This window comes from Reyranella soli, assembly GCF_007992495.1.
Classification (GTDB): domain Bacteria; phylum Pseudomonadota; class Alphaproteobacteria; order Reyranellales; family Reyranellaceae; genus Reyranella; species Reyranella soli.
On sequence record NZ_BKAJ01000033.1, the window covers coordinates 173,219 to 196,137 of the forward strand.

General features: G+C 66.6%; 21 protein-coding genes and 1 pseudogene. 20 read left to right on the forward strand and 2 right to left on the reverse strand.

Annotation, left to right across the window (positions count from 1 at the left end; translation table 11 throughout):
• Positions 1-78: 78 nt before the first annotated feature.
• Complete coding sequence (locus RSO01_RS11315; RefSeq protein WP_147149194.1) at positions 79-852, reverse strand: IclR family transcriptional regulator domain-containing protein; 774 nt, start codon at positions 850-852, stop codon at positions 79-81.
• Between the two features lie 80 nt (positions 853-932).
• Here RSO01_RS11315 and RSO01_RS11320 point away from each other — a divergent pair, with 80 nt between their 5' ends.
• Entirely contained in the window at positions 933-2,390 is a 1,458-nt protein-coding gene (locus RSO01_RS11320; RefSeq protein WP_170302991.1) for a 4-hydroxyphenylacetate 3-hydroxylase N-terminal domain-containing protein, read from the forward strand.
• 466 nt (positions 2,391-2,856) lie between these two features.
• Here RSO01_RS11320 and RSO01_RS11325 read toward each other — a convergent pair whose 3' ends face one another.
• Positions 2,857-4,071, reverse strand: coding sequence for an ABC transporter substrate-binding protein (locus RSO01_RS11325; RefSeq protein WP_147149196.1), 1,215 nt, complete (start codon positions 4,069-4,071; stop codon positions 2,857-2,859).
• Positions 4,072-4,173: 102 nt separating this feature from the next.
• Between RSO01_RS11325 and RSO01_RS11330 the strand changes: the two genes are divergently transcribed.
• The 19 genes and pseudogenes from RSO01_RS11330 to RSO01_RS11420 all read left to right on the forward strand — a co-directional run.
• Positions 4,174-4,416, forward strand: coding sequence for a hypothetical protein (locus RSO01_RS11330; protein ID WP_147149197.1), 243 nt, complete (start codon positions 4,174-4,176; stop codon positions 4,414-4,416).
• Between the two features lie 18 nt (positions 4,417-4,434).
• Entirely contained in the window at positions 4,435-5,181 is a 747-nt protein-coding gene (locus RSO01_RS11335) for an SDR family NAD(P)-dependent oxidoreductase (RefSeq protein WP_147149198.1), read from the forward strand.
• A gap of 31 nt (positions 5,182-5,212) precedes the next feature.
• Positions 5,213-5,671, forward strand: a complete 459-nt coding sequence (locus RSO01_RS11340) for a YccF domain-containing protein (protein WP_147149199.1) — start codon at positions 5,213-5,215, stop codon at positions 5,669-5,671.
• A 116-nt stretch (positions 5,672-5,787) separates the two neighbouring features.
• Positions 5,788-6,288 (forward strand): YbhB/YbcL family Raf kinase inhibitor-like protein, encoded by a 501-nt coding sequence (locus RSO01_RS11345; RefSeq protein WP_246158305.1) that lies wholly within the window; start codon positions 5,788-5,790, stop codon positions 6,286-6,288.
• Between the two features lie 89 nt (positions 6,289-6,377).
• Positions 6,378-7,427, forward strand: coding sequence for an amidohydrolase family protein (locus tag RSO01_RS11350; RefSeq protein ID WP_147149200.1), 1,050 nt, complete (start codon positions 6,378-6,380; stop codon positions 7,425-7,427).
• A 90-nt stretch (positions 7,428-7,517) separates the two neighbouring features.
• Positions 7,518-9,044 carry a DHA2 family efflux MFS transporter permease subunit gene (locus tag RSO01_RS11355; RefSeq protein ID WP_147149201.1) on the forward strand — a complete coding sequence of 509 codons (1,527 nt, stop codon included), beginning with the start codon at positions 7,518-7,520 and terminating at the stop codon, positions 9,042-9,044.
• Positions 9,045-9,150: 106 nt separating this feature from the next.
• A complete protein-coding gene (locus RSO01_RS11360) occupies positions 9,151-10,452 on the forward strand; it encodes an NtaA/DmoA family FMN-dependent monooxygenase (RefSeq protein ID WP_147149202.1) in 1,302 nt (433 codons plus the stop codon).
• Positions 10,452-11,468 carry an ABC transporter permease gene (locus RSO01_RS11365; RefSeq protein ID WP_147149203.1) on the forward strand — a complete coding sequence of 339 codons (1,017 nt, stop codon included), beginning with the start codon at positions 10,452-10,454 and terminating at the stop codon, positions 11,466-11,468. Before RSO01_RS11360 ends, RSO01_RS11365 begins: the two co-directional genes overlap by 1 nt.
• Positions 11,465-12,340, forward strand: a complete 876-nt coding sequence (locus tag RSO01_RS11370; protein ID WP_147149204.1) for an ABC transporter permease — start codon at positions 11,465-11,467, stop codon at positions 12,338-12,340. Before RSO01_RS11365 ends, RSO01_RS11370 begins: the two co-directional genes overlap by 4 nt.
• Complete coding sequence (locus tag RSO01_RS11375) at positions 12,337-13,140, forward strand: ABC transporter ATP-binding protein (RefSeq protein WP_147149205.1); 804 nt, start codon at positions 12,337-12,339, stop codon at positions 13,138-13,140. Before RSO01_RS11370 ends, RSO01_RS11375 begins: the two co-directional genes overlap by 4 nt.
• On the forward strand, positions 13,140-14,126 hold the full coding sequence (locus tag RSO01_RS11380; protein WP_147149206.1) for an ABC transporter ATP-binding protein: 987 nt from the start codon (positions 13,140-13,142) through the stop codon (positions 14,124-14,126). The genes RSO01_RS11375 and RSO01_RS11380 overlap by 1 nt, the downstream gene beginning before the upstream one ends.
• On the forward strand, positions 14,120-15,745 hold the full coding sequence (locus RSO01_RS11385; protein WP_147149207.1) for an ABC transporter substrate-binding protein: 1,626 nt from the start codon (positions 14,120-14,122) through the stop codon (positions 15,743-15,745). Before RSO01_RS11380 ends, RSO01_RS11385 begins: the two co-directional genes overlap by 7 nt.
• A complete protein-coding gene (locus RSO01_RS11390) occupies positions 15,742-16,635 on the forward strand; it encodes an allantoinase PuuE (RefSeq protein ID WP_147149208.1) in 894 nt (297 codons plus the stop codon). The genes RSO01_RS11385 and RSO01_RS11390 overlap by 4 nt, the downstream gene beginning before the upstream one ends.
• A gap of 13 nt (positions 16,636-16,648) precedes the next feature.
• Positions 16,649-17,566, forward strand: a complete 918-nt coding sequence (locus tag RSO01_RS11395) for an allantoinase PuuE (protein WP_246158308.1) — start codon at positions 16,649-16,651, stop codon at positions 17,564-17,566.
• Positions 17,563-18,741 (forward strand): amidohydrolase, encoded by a 1,179-nt coding sequence (locus RSO01_RS11400; RefSeq protein ID WP_170302992.1) that lies wholly within the window; start codon positions 17,563-17,565, stop codon positions 18,739-18,741. The genes RSO01_RS11395 and RSO01_RS11400 overlap by 4 nt, the downstream gene beginning before the upstream one ends.
• Positions 18,742-18,809: 68 nt before the next feature.
• Positions 18,810-19,537 (forward strand): annotated as a pseudogene (locus tag RSO01_RS11405) (nicotinamidase).
• 219 nt (positions 19,538-19,756) lie between these two features.
• The gene (locus RSO01_RS11410) at positions 19,757-20,818 is read left to right on the forward strand and encodes a peptidoglycan-binding protein (RefSeq protein ID WP_147149210.1); all 1,062 of its coding nucleotides are present in this window, start codon (positions 19,757-19,759) and stop codon (positions 20,816-20,818) included.
• Positions 20,819-20,887: 69 nt separating this feature from the next.
• The gene (locus RSO01_RS11415) at positions 20,888-21,733 is read left to right on the forward strand and encodes a c-type heme family protein (RefSeq protein WP_218037310.1); all 846 of its coding nucleotides are present in this window, start codon (positions 20,888-20,890) and stop codon (positions 21,731-21,733) included.
• A 25-nt stretch (positions 21,734-21,758) separates the two neighbouring features.
• Positions 21,759-22,919: serine/threonine-protein kinase (locus tag RSO01_RS11420; protein ID WP_147149212.1), on the forward strand; the 1,161-nt coding region annotated here is incomplete at its 3' end.

Below are 22,919 nucleotides of genomic sequence, written 5' to 3' on the forward strand. Positions count from 1 at the left end.
TACGGACCTACTGTCATCCCGAGCCCTTTCCTGCAACCTAAAGGCCCCTCGCTACGCTCGGGGTGACAGTTATCGGTACTAGGGCGTGGCGGCACGCCACCGCCGCTCTATCTCAGTGGCGGCCTGCTTCAGGCTGCGCAGGTAGCGCCTGGCGGCGACTTCGGTCGTCATCGCCGAGGTGAAGAACACGATGTTGAGGCTGCCGATCACCGGCCCGACACCGCCGATCGGCACGGCGATGGCGCTGATGCCCTGCTCGGTCTCATCGACCGACGAGGCGTAGCCGTCGCTTTTCGTGCGTGCCACGAAACGGCTGATGTAGCGGCGGTCGCGCGCGAGTGCAGCATCCTCCGGCACCAGCGAGGCGGTGATCTCCAGCATCTCATGCCGCTGGGCCGGGCTCGCCGCCGTCAGCACGGCGCGGCCGAGCGCACTGCGCACCAGCGAGCGGCCCAGCCCGACCATCGAGCGATGGACCGAGAACGGGCTGAAGGAGTGCGTGCTCTCGCGGATCATCATCCAGCCCAGCTCGAAGACGGCGAAGTCGCTGGGCCACGACACCTGTTCGAGCAGGCTGAACATCGGCGGCAGGGCGGCCTGCCGCGACAGGTCCTGCGTCGACAGTCCCTCACTCAACCGTCGCACCTGTGGCGTCAGGCTGAACAGGGCGCTGGCTTCGTCGAACGTGACGTAGCCGTCCTGCTGCAGGGTCTGCAGCAGCCGGTAGCAGGTCGTGCGATTGACGCCGCTGCGGCGCGCGAGCTGCTGGGCGCTCGACGGCCCGCTGGTATTGAGCTCGCCGATCAGCGCGAGGCCGCGCGACAGCGCCCGGACGGAGCGATGGATCGTCATGTTCGCGTCGCGAACATTCCAGATTCCGCCATGGAAGCCAAGCCGTCCCTGGCCTCAGGATGCGGGCGGAGAGGACCGCCATGCCCATCAAGACCGGCAAGCAATACATCGATTCCCTGCGCGACGGCCGCAGGCTCTTCATCGACGGCAAGGTCGTGACCGACGTCACCGACTATCCGCCGTTGCAGGGCGTCATCGGCACCATCGCCGGCCTGCACGATGACCAGCACGATCCGGCCCTGCATCATCTTCTTGCCTGCAAGTCGCCGACGACGGGCGAGGCCGTGAGCACGACCTATCTCGAGGCGCGCACCCGCGAGGAGTTTTCAGCGCTCGCCGGCTGCTTCCACCTGCGCGCCAAGCGCACCTTCGGCCTGATGGGGCGCCTGACAGACTTCATGTCGGCCTTCCTGGTCGACCAGGCGGTGGCGCTGCGGGCGCTGGGCAAGAACGAGGCGGCGGCGCGGGCGCAGGGCATGGTCGAGCTCTGCCGCGAGAACGACTTCCAGGTCACGCATGCCTTGATCGATCCGCAGTCCGACCGTTCGACGCTCGATGCGCCGTCGCAGGCGGTGCAGGTCGTCGAGCGCACGGCCGAAGGCGTGGTCGTGAGCGGCTGCCGCATGCTCTCGACCCTCGCGCCGGTTTCCAACGAGTGCTACGTCGGCCCGTACTATCCGCGTAAGCCCGGAGAGGACAAGTTCGTGCTGGCCTTCGTGGTGCCGATGAACGCGCCCGGCCTCTCGATCCTGTGCCGCGAGAGCTTCCATCACGGGCAGAGCACGTTCGACCGGCCGCTCAGCAGCCGCTTCGACGAGGGCGACGCCATCCTGATGTTCGATCGCGTGCTGGTGCCGGACGAGCGCATGATCATCGACGGCGATCTCGAGGCCTACAACGGCATGCTGGCGTCGCGGCCGGGCTACACGCCGATCCAGGCCACCATCCGCTCGACCATGAAGCTGCGCTTCCTGGCCGGCATGGCGACGGCGATCGCGCGCGCCAACGGCCGGGACAAGCTGCCGCGCTTCCAGGCCGCCATCGGCGAGCTCATCGCTCTGGTGAGCGTCGCCGAGGGCATCCGCGCCGGCGCGGTCGAGGAGGGGCTGCGACGTGCCGAGGCCTTCGCCCGCGGCGAGACCAGGATCGAAGGCGACGGTCTCACCGGACCCAAGACCGTCGGCGTCGCCGGCGGGGCCGCCATCAACTTCTTCTTCCCCTACGCCAACACCAAGGCGGCCGACGTGCTGCGCATCGCCGCCGGCTCGGGCGTGCTCGCCATGAGCGGCGCCGACTACGCCAACCCCGCGATCGGCCCGCTGATGGACCAGTGGCTGATCGGCCCCAACATCGACGCCAAACGGCGGCTCGAGCTGATGAAGCTCGCGTGGGACATGACCGGCAGTGAATTCGGCTCGCGCGCCGGGCTGTACGAGCGGCTGTACTCAGGCGATCCCGAGATCAACGCACAGCGCTGGTTCAGGAGCGGGATCACCAAGGAGTGCGAGTCACTCGTGCATGAGCTGCTGAAGGTTTGAACGGCCGGATGGCCGGGGTTGCAAGCAATGCTGGCACTCGGGCAGAGCGACACAAGGAATGGCGTGATCGTCGATTCGGTCCGCCAGAGGTGGCCCTCTATGGCACGAAAAAATTGGCAGAGAGCGAAACAGGCCGTAGCTAACTGAAGTTCTTGACGATCATGAACTGAAGTTATATTGTGATCCTGTTGCGTCGCTTCTCGCGTTGTCGCTCTTTGCATCGTCTGTCGGATCCACAACGGCCGGCGGGTTGGCCCGTTCGACTAGGCTGCGGTGCGCGAGGTCGACGGGCGCGCCAGGCGTGGGTGATGCGCCGAGACCAAACTCTCCCGACCGAAATGGCCATCGAAACTATCCTAATTGCCCCGAAGGCCAGAAAAGGCCCAAAACAGCGACTTTTGGCGGGTTGAATTCGGACAGGGCGAAACTGTCCGAATTCGTCTTAATTCCCGCCCACGACGAGTTCCTAGTTCACCTTGCCAACAAGCGGGCAACCGCCTTCGCTCAGCGGCCGGAACGCCTCGTTGCCCGGCACGGTCGCGACCATCTTCACCAGGTCCCATTCGCCCTTGGATTCCTCGGGCGTCTTGGCCTGCATGAGGTACATATCGCGGATCACGCGGCCGTCCTCGCGGACCTTGCCGTTCTTGGTCATGAAGTCGTTGATCGGCAGCTCTTTCATCTTGGCCATCACGGCCTTGGCCTCGTCGGTGCCGGCGGCCTGCACCGCCTTGAGGTAGTGCAGCACGGCGCCATAAGTGCCGGCCTGGATGAAGGAGGGCGGGCGCCCGATCACCTTGGTGAAGCGGTCGGTGAAGGCGCGCGCCTCTGGCGTCATGTCCCAGTAGAACGGGCTCGAGATCAGGATGCCCTGCGCCACCTTCAGCCCGACGCCGCGGATGTCGGGGAACTGCGCCAGCGGGGCGCTGATCTTCATGCCCTGCTTGGCTAGGCCGAACTCGGCCGCCTGCTTGACGCCGGTGATGATGTCGTTGCCGCCGTTGGCGAACATCAGGCCCTGGGCCTTCGAGGCCTGCGCCTGCAGGAGGTACGAGGAGAAGTCCGCGGTGTTCAGCGGATGGCGCACCGAGCCCGCGACCTTGCCGCCCGCCGCCTTGATGAAGCTGGTGGCGTCGGATTCGACCGCGAGGCCGAAGGCGTAGTCCACGGTGACGAAGAACCACGAATTGTCGCCGCCCATCTTGCTGATGGCGTTCACGATCGTCTTGGTCTGGCCGTAGGTGTCGTAGATCCAGTGGATCGAATGCGACGTGCACGCCTTGCCGGTGAGCTCCGACGTCGCCGCCGCCGTCGGCATGACGATGCGGTTCTTCTCCTGGGCGATGCGCACCAGCGCGAGTGCGATGGCCGAGTTCGGGATGCCGAGGATCATGTCGACGTTCTCGTCGTCGTACCAGCGCTTGGCGATGCCGACGCCGACATCGACCTTGCTCTGGAAGTCGGCGGTCACCAGCTCGATCGGCTTGCCGAGCACCGAGCCGCCGAAATCGGCGATCGCGAACCGCACCGCGGCGACGTCGCCGGGACCGGTATTCTCGGCATAGGGGCCGGACATGTCGTCCAGCACGCCGATCTTCACGGCATTGTTCTGGCTGAACGCGGGAACGCTGAACAGGACGCACGCCAACGCTGCCGCCGCGGCGGCTTTCACGTATCGCATCACTTCCTCCCAAACGTCGTTCTTTTGCCAAATCCTAGCACAAGCCCGGGCAGCGTGGTTGAATTGCCGTCAAGGTAATGGGGCCATCGGCGGGGGGAACGAATGGAATACCTGTTGTTGGTGACGTGGTTCCTGGGCGGCAATTCGACCACCAGCTACCAGGTCGCTTTCGCTTCGCGGCAGGCTTGCGAGATTGCCCTGTCCGAGTTGCGCAACGACGCACGCCGCCTGGGCGCCTTTGGCGATACGGTGCGCACCCCGGCCGCGCCGGGTGCGGGTGGCGCGGTGCGCGACGACGGCTCGCCCGCACCGGTCCTGTCGGCCGTCTGCGTCAATCAGCGTTGAACAAGGAGCAAGGCTTTCATGAAGATCGATTTCACGGGCAAGAAGGCGATCGTCTGCGGCGGCAGCCGCGGCATCGGCAAGGCGATTGCGATGGGCTTCGCGGCGGCGGGCGGCGACGTCTCGATCTGCGCCCGTGATCCCAAAGCGCTCGAGGAGACCAAGGCCGAGATCGCCAAGCTCGGCCGCAAGGCTCATGCCGCCAGCGCCGATCTCGCCAAGGGCGACGCCGTGCGCGGCTATGTGCGCGACGCCGTCGCCGCGCTGGGCGGCGTCGATTTCCTGGTCAACAACGCCTCGGCCTTCGGCTCGTCGGACGACGACAAGGGCTGGGGCGCCAATCTCGCGGTCGACATGATGGCGATCGTGCATGCGACGCAAGAGGCCTATCCGGCGCTGCAGCAGGCGCAGGGCAGCGTGGTCAACATCTCCTCGATCGCGGCCTTCCATCCCGCGGCGCGCCAGCCGCCCTACGGCGCCATCAAGGCCGCGGTGGTCCACTACACCACCACACAGGCCGCGATGTACGCCAAGGACCGCGTGCGCGTAAATTGCATCGCCCCGGGCTCGATCGAGTTCCCTGGCGGCGTGTGGGATCGCCGCAAGAGCAGCGATCCCAAGCTCTATAACGCCACCCTGGCGTCGATCCCGTTCGGCCGCATGGGCTATGCCGAGGAGGTCGCCAACGTGGCGCTGTTCCTGGCGTCGCCATTGGCATCATGGGTCACCGGCCAGGCCATCTCCGTAGCGGGCGGGCAGGGGCTGTAGCGGAGCGTCGCGAAGGCGGGGGGAATGACCGATGCGGACACTCGGCAACATCCTGTGGCATTTCCCCTTCTTCGGGTTTCTGACGGCGGCGTTCTACTGGCTGCTGGGGCTGTTGCTCACGATCCTGATCCTGCCGGCGCCGATCGGGCTTGGCCTGATGGAGTTCGGCAAGTTCCTGCTGGCACCCTTCGGGCAGGCGATGGTCAGCAAGGCGGAATTGAAGGTCGAGCAGAACCCGGCGTGGCAGGCCTACTCCACCATCATCATGATCCTCTACATCCCGTTCGGGCTCGTGTTCGTGGTGCTGAATGCCATCCAGGTCTTCTTGTTCTGCCTGAGCATCATCGGCATCCCCGTCGCGCTGGTGATTGCCAAGTCGCTCGGCACCGTCTTGAATCCGGTCAACAAGATCTGCGTTTCCTCAGCCGTCGCGGACGAGCTGGTGCGACGCAAGGCCAGCGAGGAGATCACCAAGTACGTCGGTCAGTAGTGGGCTATCGCTTTGCGGACCATGCAAGCGGCAGCGGCTGGAATTTTTTTGCATTGAGATCGGCAAGCTGATCCACTCGTGATCGCGATTTCGCACTGACGATCCCGGAGGCGACCGTGGCGCTCACGCTCAGCAGCACCAGCTTCAAGGAGGGCGAGACCCTCAAGATGGACCACATCCTGTCGGCCGATTACGGCTTCGGCTGCGGCGGCGGCAACAAGTCGCCGCATCTTGCGTGGTCGGGCGTGCCGGCGGGGACCAAGAGCTTCGCCGTCAGCTGCTTCGATCCCGATGCGCCGACCGGCAGCGGCTTCTGGCACTGGGTCGTGGTCAACATCCCGGCGGACACGACCGAGCTCAAGCTCGACGCCGGCAATCCCAAGGCCGGCCTGCTGCCCAAGGGCGCGCTGCAGACCCGCACCGACTTCGGCGCGCCGGGCTATGGCGGACCATGCCCGCCGGAGGGCCATGGCCCGCATCGCTACATCTTCACCGTGTTCGCCGTGAAGCAGGATGCGCTGCCGGTCAACGCCGACACCTCGGCCGCCATCATCGGCTTCCAGCTTCACTTCAATACCCTCGAGAAGGCGACGCTGACCGGCAAGTTCGCGCGTTAATGTCTTGCCGGACCGCGGGCCTCCAGGCCCGCATTCATGAATCATGAGCGGGCCTGGAGGCCCGCAGTCCGGCAAGAGGGAGGAAAAAAATGTCTACACCGTCGCCAAACGCCATCAGCTCGCACCTCGCAGTGCGACCTGAATGGCTCGCCAAGAGCCGCGAGGTGGCGCTCGAGCCCGACCTGCCGATCGTCGATCCGCATCATCACCTGATCGATCGTCCGGAAAGCGGCACTTACCTGCTGCCGGACCTGCTGAAGGACATCTCCGAAGGCGGCCATAACGTCATCGCCACCGTCTACCTCGAATGGCTGTCGATGTACCGCGACGACGGCCCCGCCGAGATGCGGCCCGTCGGCGAGATCGAATTCGCCAATGGCGTGGCGGCCATGAGCGCCAGCGGCGGCTACGGCAAGCCGCGTGTCTGCGCCGGCATCGTCGGCCATGCCGACCTGCCGCTGGGCGCGCGCGTGCGCGAGGTGCTGGAGGCGATGATCGTGGCCGGCGGCGGCCGCTTCCGCGGCATCCGCTTCATCGCCTCGGTTCATCCGGATCAGACGCAATGGGGCGCCACGGCCGTACGGCCGGAGGGCCTGCTGGTCGACAAAAAGGTCCGCGAGGGTTTCGCTCAGCTCGCCCCGCTGGGGCTGAGCTTCGACGCCTGGGTCTACCACACGCAGCTCGCCGATGTGATCGACCTCGCGCGCGCTTTCCCGGGCACGACGATCGTGCTCAACCATGTCGGTGGTCCGATCGGGCTCGGCCGCTACAAGGGCAAGCGCGATGAGGTATTTGCCGAGTGGAGCAAGAGCATCCGCACACTCGCGGCCTGCCCCAATGTCAACGTGAAGCTGGGCGGTCTCGGCATGCGGCTGCTCGGTTTCGACGTGCACGAGGGCGAGAGCGCGCCGAGCTCCGCGCAGCTTGCCGCATTGTGGAAGCCGTACGTCCAGACTTGCGTAGAGGCCTTCGGCGCCGACCGCGCCATGTTCGAGAGCAATTTCCCCGTCGACAAGGGCTCCTATGGCTACGGCGTGTTCTGGAACGCCTGCAAGCGGCTCGCCGCGGGAGCAAGTACCGCCGAGAAGAAGAGCCTGTTCAGCGGCACCGCGTCGAAGGTCTATCGCCTCGGCCTCTGAGTCGATTGTTGCAACGCAGCACGCGTTTGTCCTGTCATTCGGTGGCGTCCTGTCGAATCATCGCGCCAAGAACAACGATGAAGCGGGGGAATGACGACCGTCGTCGCTGAGGACAAAGGCGGCCTGTTCACGATCAGCGGGCGGCAGTGGCTCATCCTGTTGATGGTCCAGCTCGCCAACATGCTGTTCGGCATGACCATCACCATCGCCAACCTGGTGCTGCCGCAGATGCGCGGCAACCTGTCGGCGACGCAGGAGGAGATCTCCTGGGTGATCACGCTCAACCTGGTGGCCACCGCCGTCGCCACGCCGATGACCGGCTGGCTGGCCAGCCGGCTGGGCTGGCGCAACCTGATGTTCTTCACCGTGCTCGGCTTCACCATCACATCGCTGCTGTGCGGCTTCGCCGGCAGCCTGGAGACCCTGATCCTGGCGCGTGTGGGACAGGGCGCGTTCGGCGCGCCGATCATGCCGCTCGGCCAGGCCATCCTGCTCGCGACCTTCCCCAAGCATCTGCAGCCCACCGCCATCGTCATGTGGGGCATCGGCGCGGTGTTCGGTCCCGTGCTCGGCCCGATCGTCGGCAGCATGGCGAGCGAGGCCTACGACTGGCGCGCCGCCTTCTTCATCATCGTGCCGCCCGGCATCTGCGCTCTCACCTGCATCTGGTTCGCCCTGCGCGACTACACGGCCAAGAGCCCGGTCAAGTTCGACTGGACCGGCTTCATCGCGCTTTCCGTCGCCATCACCTGCGCCCAGCTGATCTTCGACCGCGGCCATCGCCTCGACTGGTTCGAATCGACGGAGATGGTGCTCTACGCCTTCACCGGCACGCTGGCGCTCTGGATCTTCGTCGTGCATTGCCTGACGGTGGCCGAGCCGTTCGTCAATCCGCGCCTGCTGCTCGATCGCAACTTCACCATCGGCATCCTGCTCGCCCTGATCATGGGGATGCTGAACTTCACCAGCATCGTGCTGTTCCCGACCCTGCTGCACGACCTGCGCGGCTACCCCGACAACGCCATCGCCATGCTCATCGCCGCGCGCGGCATGGGCAATTGGGCGGCGTTCCTGGTGGTCGTCCAGCTCACCCGCATCGCACCGCGCTCGGCCATCGTCTGCGGCATGGGCATCCAGGCGGTAGCGGGCTTCTGGATGGCGCACTGGAACATCAACCTGACCGACAGCGACGTGTTCTGGGGCAACTTCCTGCTGGGCTTCGGCCAGTCGGTCGCCTTCACGCCGATGACGGTGATGGCCTTCTCGACCCTGCCGCCGCGCCAGGTGACGGAGGGCTCGTCCGTCTTCACCCTGATGCGCAACTTCGGTTCCAGCCTGTTCATCTCTGTGGCCGTGCTGGTCGTCAGCCGGTCGACGGCGTCGAACTATTCGCGCATGACCGAATACATCACGCCTTACAACAAGACGCTGACGGAGCCCGGCCTGCCGCCGCAGTGGAGCCTCGACGGCGCCGCCAGCCTGCAGACCCTGTCGAACGAGATCCTGCGGCAGGCGGCGATGATCGGCTATCTCAATGCCTTCTACCTGATGGCCTTCGCCGCCCTGGCGGCGATGCCGCTGGCGGCCTTCATGCGCGGGAACAAGCGTGAGCCCTGAAAGTCCCGTCCTGACGGCATAGTCACCCTGCCGGGAAGGCGCCGTCGAACGCCTCGAATGGTCCGCCGTTTGCAAGGAGGCCCGCGGCTCCTGCAGAGAGGCGGATTTGGCGGCGGATCTCTTCCACCTTGGTTGGTTTCTCGGCAACAGCTTCGGCGTTCACGGTTGGAACCAGCTGTGGGGTGGCACCAGTGGCGAGGACTGGTCGCATCCCGACCTGCATGTCGACCTTGCCAAAGCGGCGGAACGGGCCTGCTTCGATTTCGTGCTGCTAGAGGATTCGGTGTTCGTGCCGGACAACTACGGCAGCTCGATGGATTTCTACCTGAAGCGTGCGCTGCGCGCGCCCAAGAACGATCCGCTGCCGCTGGTGCCGTTGATGGCGCAGGCGACCAGCCGGCTCGGCCTCGTGCCGACGATCTCGACCAGCTTCTATCCCCCGTACCTGCTGGCGCGGCTGATTGCGACGCTCGACCTGATGTCGAAAGGCAGGGTGGGATGCAACTTCGTGACCTCGACCGCCGAGCGGGCGGCCCAGAATTTCGGCCTCGATACGCATCTCGAGCATGACCTGCGCTACGAGATGGCCGCCGAGTTTGTCGAGGTCGTCCTCGAGCTGTGGTCGTCATGGGACGCCGACGCGATCGTGATGGACCGCGAGCGCGGCATGTTCGTCGACCCCGCCAAGGTGCGGAAGATCGACTTCAAGGGCCAGTTCTTCTCCTCGCGCGGGCCGCTCAACACCGCCCGGCCGCCGCAGGGCCAGCCCGTCCTGGTGCAGGCCGGCAACTCCCCGCAGGGCCAGGACTTCGCTGCCAAGCGTATGGATGCGGTGCTGTGCGCCGTCAGCACCGTCGAGGAGATGAAGGCTTTCCGTACCACGATGCGCAAGAAAGTCGCCGCAGCCGGACGCGATCCCGACAGCTGCAAGGTGATGTATGTCGCCACGCCGACGATCGGCGAGAGCGACGAGGAAGCCTGGGAGCGCGTGCGTCGCCGGCAGGCCCACCGCAAGGCAGCGCCCGAACTCGCGCTGGCCCAGATGGGCAGTCTGACCGACATCGATTTCTCCGTCTTCGACATCGATGCGCCGATCGGCGAGCTCACGACCAATGGCCAACAGGGCACGCTGAAGCGCTTCCTGAAGCAGGGCGCCACGCTGCGCGAGATCGCACAGAACTACAAATACAGCTACGAGGAGCTGGTCGGCACCCCCGACAAGGTCGCGGGCCAGATGGCCGCGTTGATGGAGGAGGTCGGCGGCGACGGCTTCGTCTTCACCGGCAACCTGACGCGCCGCTACATCGCCGAGATCACCGACGGCCTCGTCCCGGCGCTGCAGCGGCGCGGCGCGGTGCGGCGCGCTTACGAGCACCAGCACTTCCGCGACAACCTGCTCGGCTTCTGATGCCGCCGCTCGGCAAGATGATCCTGCGCCGCCTGCTCTGGGTCTTCCCGGTGGCGTTCGGGGTCGTCACCATGACCTTCTTCATGGCGCGGGTGCTGAACGGTGACCCGACCGAGCTCTACGCCCCGCCCGAGGCGACCGATGCGCTGCGTGCCGAAATCCGCGCCCGGCTCGGGCTCGCCGACCCGCTGCCCATGCAGTTCGTGAACTACATCAGCGCACTCCTGCGCTTCGATCTCGGCATCTCATTCACCACCGGCCAGAACGTCGCGGCCGATCTGTGGGATCGGCTGCCGGCCACGCTCGAGCTCGGTATGGTCGGCCTGTCGCTCGGCATCGCCGTCGGCATCCCGCTCGGCGTGCTGGCCGCCGTCCATCGCGAGCGTTGGCCCGACTTCCTGGTGCGCGGCACGACGCTGAGCGGCATGGCGCTGCCGCAGTTCTGGGTCGGGCTGGTGCTGATCAGCATCTTCTTCGTCGACCTGCGCTGGCTGCCGGGACCGGTCGGCCGACTGCCGATCGGCATCGCGCTCCCGCCCAAGATCACCGGTTTCCTGCTGGTCGACACGCTGCTCGCCGGCCGTCCAGACCTGTGGTGGCTCGCGGTCAAGCAGATCACTCTGCCGGCGCTGACGCTGGGCTTCAGCTCGGCCGCGCCGATCGCGCGCGTGACGCGCTCGGCCATGGCCGAGGCCATGCAGAGCGACTACATCCGCACGGCCATCGCCATGGGCCACAGCCCGCGGGTCGTGTGGTTCCGCTACAGCCTGCGCAATGCGCTGTTGCCGGTGGTGACGCTGATCGGCGGCGTCGCCGGCCACATTTTCGCGGGCGCGGTGCTGCTGGAATCGATCTTCGCCTGGCCCGGCCTCGGCCAGTACGCCCTGCAGGCGATCGAACGCTCCGACTTCGCCGCCCTGCAGGGCTTCGTCATCTACGCTTCTCTGCTCTACGTGCTGGCCTTCCTGCTGGTCGATCTCCTCTACATGTTCATCGATCCGCGGATCCGCTCATGACCCACGCCGTGCTCCGCGACCGCGGTTCGGCCAAGACGGCGCACAGGCGCCGGCGTCGGCCGCGGTCGTACTGGGCGCTGCGCATCGGGCTCGGCCTGCTCGCCTTCTACGTCGCAGTCGCGCTGATCTCCTTCGTCTGGACGCCCTACGATCCGCTGACGCCCGGCATCGGCGACGGTTACGATGCGCCGAGCTGGGCGTTTCCTCTCGGCACCGATCGGCTGGGGGCCGACATGCTGTCGCGCCTAATGGTCGGCGCGCGCTACGATCTCGGCATCGCCTTCGCGGCGGTGACCATCGCGCTCACCGTCGGCACGGTCCTGGGCGTACTGTCGGGCTATCACGGCGGCGCGCTCGACACCGCGATGATGCGCGGCGTCGAGATCTTCCAGGCCTTTCCCGGCCTGCTGTTCGCCATGCTGGTGGTGCAGGCGGTCGGCGCCGGCATCGTCAACGTCATCCTCGTGCTGTCGTTCGTCGGCATCCCGGACTACCTGCGGCTGGCCCGCGCCGAGATCCAGGCCAAGAAGACCTGGCAATACGCCGAGGCGGCGCGCATGGCCGGCAACCTGCCGTGGCGCGTGGCCTTCCGCCATCTGCTGCCCAACAGCGTCGGGCCGCTGCTTGCCTTCACCTCGATCAACGCGGCCTTCTCGGCGCTGGTGACCGCGAGCCTGGGTTTCCTGGGCCTGGGGCTCGGCCCCAACGTGCCGGAATGGGGCAACATGATCGCCCGAGGCCAGGACGGCATCATGACCGGCCAGTGGTGGGTGTCGTTCTTCCCGGGGCTGGCGATCCTCGGCCTGGCCGGCGGCCTCTACCTGCTGGGCGACGCGCTCGCCGACCTCACCGATCCGCGGCGGCGGCGATGAGCGACGCCCTGCTCGAGATCGAGGACTACAGCGGCGGCTTCGTGGGCGAAACCGGCGAACTCGCGCCCGTGCTGCACGGCGTGTCGTACCGCCTGAAGACCGGCGTCATGACGGCGGTGGTGGGCGAATCGGGCAGCGGCAAGTCGCTGGTGGCGCTGTCGGTCCTCGGCATCCAGCCGCCCGCCTTCGAGCGCACCGGGGGCCGTATGCTGTTCCGCGGCGTCGATCTCTTCGGCCTCGACGAGAGGGCCATGCGGCGCGTGCGCGGCGCGGAGATCAGCATGGTCTTCCAGGACGCGCGCGCCGCCCTCAATCCCGTCTTCACGGTCGGCCGCCAGCTCGCCGATGTCTGGCAGCTCCAGCACGGCGGCGGCCGACGCGCGGCAATGCGGCAGGCCATCGAGGCGCTAGGCCGTGTCTCCATCCCCGAGCCCGAGCGCCGGGCGCGGCAGTATCCCCACGAATTCTCGGGCGGCATGGCGCAGCGCGCGATGATCGCCATGGCCTCTCTGATCTGCCGGCCGTCGCTCTTGATCCTCGACGAGCCGACGACCGGCCTCGACGTCACCATCCAGTCCGACATCATGGAGCTGATCGTCGAGCTCAGCCACACGCGCGGGCTCACGACCTGCCTGATCACGCACGATCTCGGTGTCGTCGCCGAGACCTGCCAGGAGGTCGTGGTGATGAATGCCGGCCGCGTCGTCGAGACCGGAAGCGCCGAAGCGATCTTCACCCGGCCCGCCGACGGCTACACCCAGCGGCTTCTGTCGGCGAGCCAGCTCGTCGAGGCCGCCTGATGCAGGACGATCCCGTCCTCAACCGGCCGCTGCTGCAGGTCCGCAGCCTCAGGAAGACCTTCCCGGTCCAGGGCGGACGCCGGCTGGTGGCGGTGGACGGCGTCGACCTCGAGATCAAGGCCGGCGAGACGCTGGCGCTGGTGGGGGAGAGCGGCTCGGGCAAGTCGACGGTGGCGCGTTGCATCGTGCGGCTGGTCGAGCCGACCGGCGGCGACGTCGTGATCGGCGGCGATTCGATCCTGGGATTGCAGCCCAGCCGTTTGGCCGGGGTCTATCGCCGCATCCAGATGGTCTTCCAGGATCCCAACGCCTCGCTCAATCCGCGCATGAGCGTACGCCAGGTGCTGGAGGAGCCGCTCAGCCTGCATCTTTACCTGCTGCGCAGCGAGCGTGCGGCGCGCGTCAAGGAACTGATCGAGATGGTCGGGCTGACACCGGCCCACCTCGACCGCTATCCGCACGAGCTGAGTGGCGGACAGCGCCAGCGCGTCGGCATCGCCCGCGCCATCGCCGTGTCGCCGGAGATCGTCATTCTCGACGAGCCCACATCCTCGCTCGACGTGTCGATCCGCGGCCAGATCCTCGACCTGCTGCTCGAGCTGCAGGAGCGGCTGAACCTCGCCTACCTCTTCATCACCCACGACCTGCAGGTCGTGCAGCATGTCGCCGACCGGGTTGCCGTCATGTATCTCGGCGGCATCGTCGAGACCGGGCCGACCGGCGACCTGTTCGCCGATCCCAAGCATCCCTACACCAAGGCACTGCTGTCGGCCGCGCCCGTGGCGCGCTGGGGGGTGAAGCGCACGCGCACGCGCCTGTCGGGCGAGATATCGAGCGCCATCGACCCGCCCGACGCCTGCCGTCTCGCCGGCCGCTGCCCGCTCGTCCGGCCCTCCTGCTCGGCGAGCCGGCCGCCGCTGATCGATATCGGCGATGGCCGTGCCGTCGCCTGTCCCGTTGTCATCGAAAGGATCTCGACATGCTGATGCCCAGACGTCTGCTCTTCGGTTGCGCCGCGATGCTGGCGGCGCTGGCCTCGGCCGGCACGGCCGGCGCCAAGCCGCTGGTCCACGCCATCCCGGCCGACATTGCGAGCCTCGACCCAGCCGACATCCGCGGCCAGCAGGACCAGGAGATCGGCACCAACGTCTACGAGCGCCTGGTGCGCATGAAGTTCAACCCGAAGCCCGATGGCACGCTGATGGCCGACCCGGTCGAGGTCGTGCCCGAGCTGGCCGAATCGTGGACCGTCGACGGTCCGGTCATCACCTTCAAGCTCAAGCCGGGCATCAACTTCTATCCGACCGGCAATCCGATGACCTCGGAGGACGTGCGCTACAGCTTCGAGCGGCTGACCCGCATCGCCGGCAACGGCCGCAACCAGGCGGGCATCGCAGGCTTGTTCAAGGCCGAGCAGGTCGAGGCGGTCGATCCGCTCACCGTGCGCATCACCTTCACCGACGGTGACGGCAAGCCAACGGCCGTGCCTGTGGCGCTGACCTCGATGAAGTTCCAGCAGTTTGCCGTGATCGACTCGGTCGAGGTCAAGAAGCACGTCACGGCCGAGGACCCGTGGGCCAACGAATGGCTGAAGAAGAACCTCGCGACGACAGGTCCGTACTACATCGCCAACCGCACGCTCGGCCAGCAGCTCGAGCTCAAGGCCGTGCCCAACCACTGGTCGGGCAAGCAGCCAGCCTTCGAGGACGTGGTGCTGCGCATCATCGGCAATGCCGACCTGGTGTCCCTGATCAAGGGCGGGGTGGTGGACTATGCCGCCGAGGGCTTGACCGGCCGCCAGTACGACGCTCTGGCCGCGGCGGGCTTCCCGGTGCTGCACGGCGAGACGCCGTCGATCCTGCGGCTGCACATGGCCATGGACAAGGAGCCGTTCACCGATCCCAAGGTGCGCCAGGCCGTGCTCTACGCCATCCCGCACGACCGCATCCTGAAGACGGCGCTGTCGGGCCGCGGCAAGCGGCAGATCTGCCTGTACAACGCCGAGGACTGGACCTGCACCAACAACTACGAGAAGTACAAGGCCGACCTCAACAAGGCGAAGGAGCTCCTGAAGGAGGCCGGCAAGACGAGCCTGTCCTTCGACTTCTGGTACTCGACGGCGCTGCCCTACAACAGCGACATCGCCATCATCATCGCCGATTCGCTGAAGCAGGTCGGCATCACGGCCAACCTCAAGCCGACGCCGGCGCTGCAACTGCTCGACGCAGTGCGCGCCCGCATCAACGGCGTCGACCAGAATATGAGCGGCATGCTGCTGAACGAGGGCGTGATCTGGCTGAACGATCCCTCGACGCTCACCAACCTCGGCCTGGTGACCAAGACGCCGACCGCGGGCTTTACCAACTGGGCGCGCTTCAGCGACCCGCAGGTCGACGAGCTGCATCTCAAGTACCGCAACTCCAGCGACAAGGACGCGCGCCTGGCCGCCTACAAGACCATCCAGGAGAATGTGGCCAGTTCGGCCTCGACCTTGAACCCGGCAATCCTGGTCGGCCGCACCATCGTTGTCAGCCCCAAGATCACGGGCGTCACCTTCTCCCAGGATCCCTACGCCCGCTACATATACCTGAGGCCGAAGCAATGACCCTCGTTGGACCCAAACGCGATCTCATCGGCTACGAGGGCAACCCGCCCAAGGTGTCGTGGCCGAATGGCGCGCGCATCGCGATCTCGCTGGTCGTGAACTACGAGGAGGGCTCGGAGCTGGCGATCGGCGACGGCGATGCGACGCGCGAGCCGAGCGGTCCCGCCGACTGGCCGCTCAGCAAGCGTGACCTCGCGGGCGAGGGGCACTTCGAATACGGCTCGCGCTGCGGCTACTGGCGCCTGATGGACATCTTCGACGAGCAGGAGGTGAAGTGCACCTTCTACGCCTGCGCCGTCGCCCTGGAGCGCAACCGCGATGCGGCTCGCGAGATGCGGCCGCGCGGCCACGACGTGATCTCGCATGGCTGGCGCTGGGAGGACGTCTCGCTGCTCACCCGCGAGGAGGAGCGCGACCATATCCGCCGCGCCGTCGATTCCATTGCCGAGACCACCGGCGAGCGGCCGCTCGGCTGGTACTGCCGCTATGGACCCAGCGTCCATACCCGCGAGCTGGTCGTCGAGGAGGGCGGCTTCCTCTACGACTGCGACGCCTACAATGACGACCTGCCATACTGGACGGTGGTCGGCGCCAAGAAGCACCTGGTGATTCCCTATTCGCTCGCCACCAACGACGGCAAGTTCAACTGGGGCGCCTTCGGCTCGCCGGCCGACTTCGAGAAGTACCTCAAGGCCAACTTCGGCCGGCTGTACAAGGAGGGCGCGACGCATCCCAAGATGATGTCGATCGGCCTGCATATGCGGCTGGTCGGCCATCCCGGCCGGGCGCAGGCTTTGGCGAACTTCATCGCCTACGCCAAGAGCCATCCCGACGTCTGGTTTGCCCGACGCATCGATATCGCGCGCCACTGGATGGCGCATCACGCCTGATCGGGAGACGACTTTGTCCAAGACCACTTCCATCCCCGGTCCGGCGCGCGACGTCGTCGGCTACAACGGCAAGCCGCCCAAGGTCACCTGGCCGGGCGGCGCGCGCATCGCGATCTCGCTGGTCGTGAACTACGAGGAAGGCTCGGAGCTCGCGGTCGGCGACGGCGATGCCAATCCCGAGCGTGTGCTGTCGGAATCGGCGGTGCGGCCGTGGCCGGCGGGCAAGCGCGATCTCGCCATGGAGACGATGTACGAATATGGCGCGCGCGTCGGCTTCTGGCGGCTCATGGACATCTTCGACGAGCACGACGTGAAGAGCACCTTCTATGTCTGCGCCGTCGCGCTCGAGCGCAACCGCAAGGCCGCGCGCCTGATCCGCGAGCGCGGCCACGACGTCGTCTGTCACGGCTATCGCTGGGAGGACGTGACGCTGCTGAGCCGCGAGCAGGAGCGAGAGCATATCCGGCTGGCGGTGAAGTCGATCGAAGAGACCACGGGCGAGCGGCCGCTCGGCTGGTATTGCCGCTATGGACCCAGCGTCAACACCCGAGAGCTGGTGGTGGAGGAGGGCGGCTTCGTCTACGACTCGGATGCCTACAACGACGACCTGCCCTACTGGACGATGGTCGGGGACAAGAAGCACCTGGTGATTCCCTACTCGCTGGTGAACAACGACTCGCGCTTCGGCGCCGGCCATTTCGGTCCGCCGGAGGATTTCGAGGAACATCTGCGCTACACCTTCGACCGGCTCTACAAGGAGGGCGCGACCTATCCCAAGATGATGTCGATCGGGCTGCACATGCGTCTGGCCGGCCATCCAGCGCGCTCGGAGGCGGTGTCGAAGTTCATCGCCTACGCCAAGTCGTTCCCCGATATATGGTTCGCCAAACGAATCGACATCGCCCGCCATTGGCAAGAGAACCATGCGTGACTGACACAGCCGCCCTCAAGCAAGCTGCCTGCGCCGCGATCGACGCGGCGCAGGCCATCCTGTTCGACATCAGCGCGAAAATGCACGCTGACGTCGAGCTCGCCTTCGAGGAGGTGAAGGCGCAGGCTTGGCAATGCAAGGCGCTGCGCGACAGCGGCCTGCAGGTGGAGGAGGGGCTGGGCTCGCTGAGGACCGCCTTTCGTGCCACCGCGGTTTCGGCGAACCCGGGCCCGCGCATCGCCTTCCTGTGCGAGTACGACGGCCTGCCGGTCTACGGCCAGAGCTGCGGCCACAATGTCGTGGCGGCGGCGGGCGTGGGAGCAGCGATCGGCTACGCCAAGGTCGTGGGCGCGCTCGGCGGCACCGCCATGGCGCTGGGCACGCCGGGCGAAGAGGGCGGTGGCGGCAAGAACATCCTGCACCGCGAAGGCTTCTTCGACGGCATCGACGCCATGATGCTGGTCTATCCCGGCATGGACAACATCGCCCATTCCCGCACCGTCGGCGCGACCCGCGTGCAGGTCGCCTATTTCGGCAAGGCCGCGCATGCGGCGGCGCGGCCGGAGCTCGGCATCAATGCTCTCGACGCGCTGCTGCAGGCGCTGAACGGTATCGGCGCGCTGCGCCAGCAGTTGCCGTCAGACGTGCGCGTACACTGGATCATCACCAAGGGGGGGACGCTGCCGCAGGTCATCCCGGACCATGTGACGGCCGTGATCACCGTGCGCGCCAACAACGCCGAGACGCTGCAAAAGGTGATCCCGCGCATCGATGCCTGCCTGACCGGCGCGGCCGAGATGGCCGGCGCTCGCCTGGAGCGCACCTGGCGCGACAAGCCTGGTCGCGAGCTGCTGAGCAACGCCGCGCTCGCCGAACGCTACGATGCCAACATGCGGGTCCTCGGCCGGACGACCCGGCCGCGCGACGAGCTGTCGGGCGCCTGGTCGGGCGATACCGGCAACGTGAGCTGGTTCGTGCCGACCATCCAGCCGCAGATGGCGATGACGGCGCGCGACGTGCCGCCCCACAGCCACGAGTTCCATGCCGCCTCGATCGGCTCGGCTGCCGAGGCGTGCATCCTCGATTCGGCCAAGGCCATGGCGATGACGGCGATCGATATCGCAGCGGATCCCGCGCTCCTGCAGGCGGTCAAAGACGAATTCAGCCGGCGATAGCCCGGCCTGTCGTCTCGCGGGCCCGCTTTTTTGCAAGACTGGCATCACGACTCTCGATGGAGGTTGCCATGCCCGTCATCGCGTCGTTTGGCGTCTCGCGTCGCTTTCTCCTCGGTACGGCCGCCGCGGCCGGTCTCGTCGCCGCAACCGGTGTCCGGACGGCCGGCACCATCAAGCCCGGTCCGAAGTCGGCCCTGATCGTGGTCGACGTCCAGAACTGCTTCATCGACGGCGGCGCGTTGCCGGTGAAGGGCGGGGCGCAGGTCGTGCCGGTGATCAACAAGCTCGCGGCTTCGTTCGAGAACATCGTGGTGACGCGGGACTGGCATACGCCGGGCCATGCCTCGTTCGCCAGCGCGCACTCGGGCAAGAAGCCGTTCGAAACGACCTCGATGCGCCCTACGGCACGCAGGTCCTGTGGCCCGATCACTGCGTGCAAGGCTCCGATGACGCGGCCTTGCACAAGGACCTGAAGCTGCCGACCGCGGGGCTGGTCATCCGCAAGGGCTTCAACAAGAATGTCGACAGCTACTCGGCTTTCGAGGCGGACGGCAAGACCATGACGGGTCTGGCCGGCTACTTGAAGGAGCGCGGCGTCGACACGGTGTTCGTGACCGGCCTCGCCACCGACTTCTGCGTCGCCTGGACGGCGCTGGACGCGCGCAAGCTCGGCTTCACGGCCTACGTCATCGAGGACGCCACGCGCGCGATCGACCTCAACGGCTCTCTGGCAGCGGCGTGGAAGAAGATGGATGAGGCGGGCGTGAAGCGTATCCAGGCGAGCGACATCGCCTAGCGCACACTCTGTACGACTGGCGCACAGGTCTCGCCCTGGCGTCATGCTGGCATTTGGTCCGCGGCGGTGCGTAAACTCACATTGCCGTCGAAAATAATCGGCTACCTAGCGAACCCCTGGCGGGCGCTCGCTATTGCCTTGGCAGGGGGAACGGGTGACACTGACTGCACGAGTTGTGCAAGGTCGGGAGCCACCCGACAGACTGATGGGTTACGCCCGATGCGCGCTTGTCTCGTCACCGTTCTAGCTGGCTTCGCCGGCTTCTGTTGGAACACCAGCCCGGCGCAGTCCCAGCCGCTACGCACCGCCCTGATCGTCGCCAACGCACAGTATGCCGACCTGCCGCCGTTGCCTCGGTGCACCGCGTCGGCCGCGCTGGTGCGCGACGCCTTGAAGGCCAAGGGCTTCGAGGTGGTCGAGCGAAGCGACGTGCGACGGGGTGAATTCGACGCCGCCATCGGCTCCCTGGCCAAGCGCACCACGGCGTCACCGCCGTCGGTGGCCGTGCTGTACTATTGCGGCTATGCGCGGGAGTTCAACGGCCGCCCGTTCCTCCTGCCGGCTGCTGCCAACATCACGCGCGACAACGACGTCCTGACCCAGGGTCTCATCGCCAAGAGCCTGGTCGACAGCCTGGCCCGCGTCGGTGACAGCTCGGGCGTCGTCCTGCTCGACGGCTTCCAGCCGCCGGAGACCCAGGCGACCGGCCTGGCCAAGTTGGGCGAGCAGATCCAGCCGGGCAGCTTCGCCGTTATCGGCACCAACAACGACGCCGCGGCACCTGGGCCGACAGCAACGGCGCAGGCCTTGCGCGGCCAGCTCACGGGTGACGAGCTCAGCGTCGAAAAGTTCGTCGCCGGCATGCGGGCCGAGCTCGCCAAGGGCGGGGCCGGTACGGCCTTTTTCGTTGCCGCGACCGGCAAGCCCGCGTTCCTGATCGGCGGCAAGCCGCTGCCGCCTCCTCCCGCCCCGCCGCCTCCACCGGTGGCCGTGGCACCTCCGCCACCGGCCCCGGCGCCGACGCCAAGTCCGCCGCCGGCCGCGCCCGCCCCGGCGCCGCCGCAGCAGGTGATGGTGGACGAGGATCGCATGTCCGATCAGGACCGGCGGCAGGTCCAGGTGGCGCTGGCGACCCTGGGTTACTATTCCGGCCGCATAGACGCCACCTTTGGGCCGGAAACTCGCGCTGCCATCCGTCGCTATCAGTTCGAGATCAAAGGCGAAATGACAGGCCGTCTCACCGGCGAACAAGCGACGAAGCTCGTCAACAGCGTGCGTTGAGCGTCAAGACGCTAAGCATCAGGACAAGGGGTGGGTGCCGTGGGCCTCCGGACGAAATTCAATCTGGTCATGGTCAGCGCTTTTCTGATCGGCCTCGCGATCGCGACCTTCCTCGCGCGAGAGATCACGATCGAGGAAGCCAGGCGTCAGATGCTGAACGAAGCGAACCTCATCATGCGTAGCGGAACGGCGGTCCGCGGTTACACCCAGAATGAGATCCGGCCACTGATCGTCGACCAGCTCGCGGTGCGCTTCCTGCCCCATTCGGTCCCGTCCTACTCGGCACAGACCGTCCTGCACCAACTTCAGAAGGACTTCCCCGACTATTCCTACAAGGAAGCGGCCCTCAACCCGACCAATCCGGCCGACCGTGCCACCAACTGGGAGTCGGACGTCATCCACGCCTTCAAGAACGACCCCAAGCTCGGCGAGTTCGTCGGCCTTCGCGAGACGGCGACAGGTCCGTTCTTGACCTTTGCGCGCCCGTTTCGCCTGACCGACAAGGCCTGCCTCGCCTGCCATTCGACTCCGGCGGCGGCGCCGCCGACCATGATCGACCTGTACGGCAACAGCAACGGCTTCGGCTGGCAGTTGAACGACGTGATCGGGGCGCAGATAGTGTCGGTGCCGATGAGCGTGGCACTCAATCGCGCCAACCGCTCGCTGCTGGCATTCGTGGGTTCGTTGAGCGCAGTGTTCGTGGTGATGCTGGTGATTCTGAACGTTCTGATGCACTTCATCATCCTGAAGCCGATCCAGGAGATCACAGCGCTTGCGCGCGATGTCAGTGCCGGCAAGACCGACGTACAGGAATATCCGGTCAGGGGAAGCGACGAGATCTCTTCGCTGGGCCGCTCGTTCAACCTCATGCATCGCAGCCTTCAGAATGCCATGAGGATGCTGGAGGGCACATGATCGGTGTCCCGCGGGAACGGTAGCCATGGAGCCGCTCCCGCCCAACATCGGCCGCTACGTCGTCGAGGAACTGGTCGGCGTTGGCGGCATGGGTCAGATCTACAGGGCACACGATCCCGTCCTGCGCCGCACCGTCGCCATCAAGCTGATCTCGACCAAGCTGATGAGCGGCGCCGACCGCGCCGACTACATCAAGCGTTTCCGCCGCGAGGCCGAGGCGGCTGCCCGCTGCGCGCATCCCAACATCGTCGCGGTCTATGACTTCGCCCTTCACGAGGAGCAACCTTACCTCGCGATGGAGTTCGTCTCCGGGCGCAGCCTGCGCCAGCTGCTCGACGAAGCGCCGGTCATGGAAGTCGCGGACGCCATCGCCATCATGCTGCAGGTGCTCGATGCGCTGACCAGTGCGCACGAGCAGGGCGTGATCCACCAGGACATCAAGCCCGGCAACATCATGCTGACGACCGACCAACGGGTGAAGGTGGGCGACTTCGGCATCTCCAAGCTGATGAACGTGGAGACGACCACCATTTTCTCGACGATCGGCACGCCGTCCTACATGTCGCCCGAGCAGTGTCGCGGCGACGATGTCGTCGACGGCCGGTCCGACATCTTCTCGGCCGGCGCCACGCTGTACGAGATGGTCGCTGGCGAACGCGCCTTCCAGGGTCGCAACGTGACCGAGGTCAGTCGCCGCATCCAGAACGACAGCCTGCCGCTCCTGCCGGCGCACGTGCGCAATGCCGCGCCGCGCCTGCAGCTGGTGCTCGAGCGGGCCATGGGCAAGCATCCGGCCGACCGCTTCGACACCGGTACCGACATGGCCGATGCGCTGCGCCAGGTATTGCGGGAGGCATCACCCGACAGCACGCGCGTCGCGTCCGAAGCCAGAGTAACGACGGTAGTTGCGTCACCGCGCCCGCCGCGCGATGACTCAGGCGGCCGCAGGCCGCAATCGTCACTCGATCCTGTGCTGCTGAAGACGGTGGAGGACAAGCTCCGGACCTATGTCGGTCCGGTTGCGCGCGTCATGGTGCAGACGGTCGCCGGGCGCGGCCGTTCCGCCGCCGACCTTGTGGCGGAGCTCGCGCAATCGGTGCCTGGCGAAGCCGACCGCGAGCGGTTCCTGCGCGAGACGTCGTCACTGGCGCGGATCCGTTCGCCTGCGCCACCGGCGGGCGGCCCG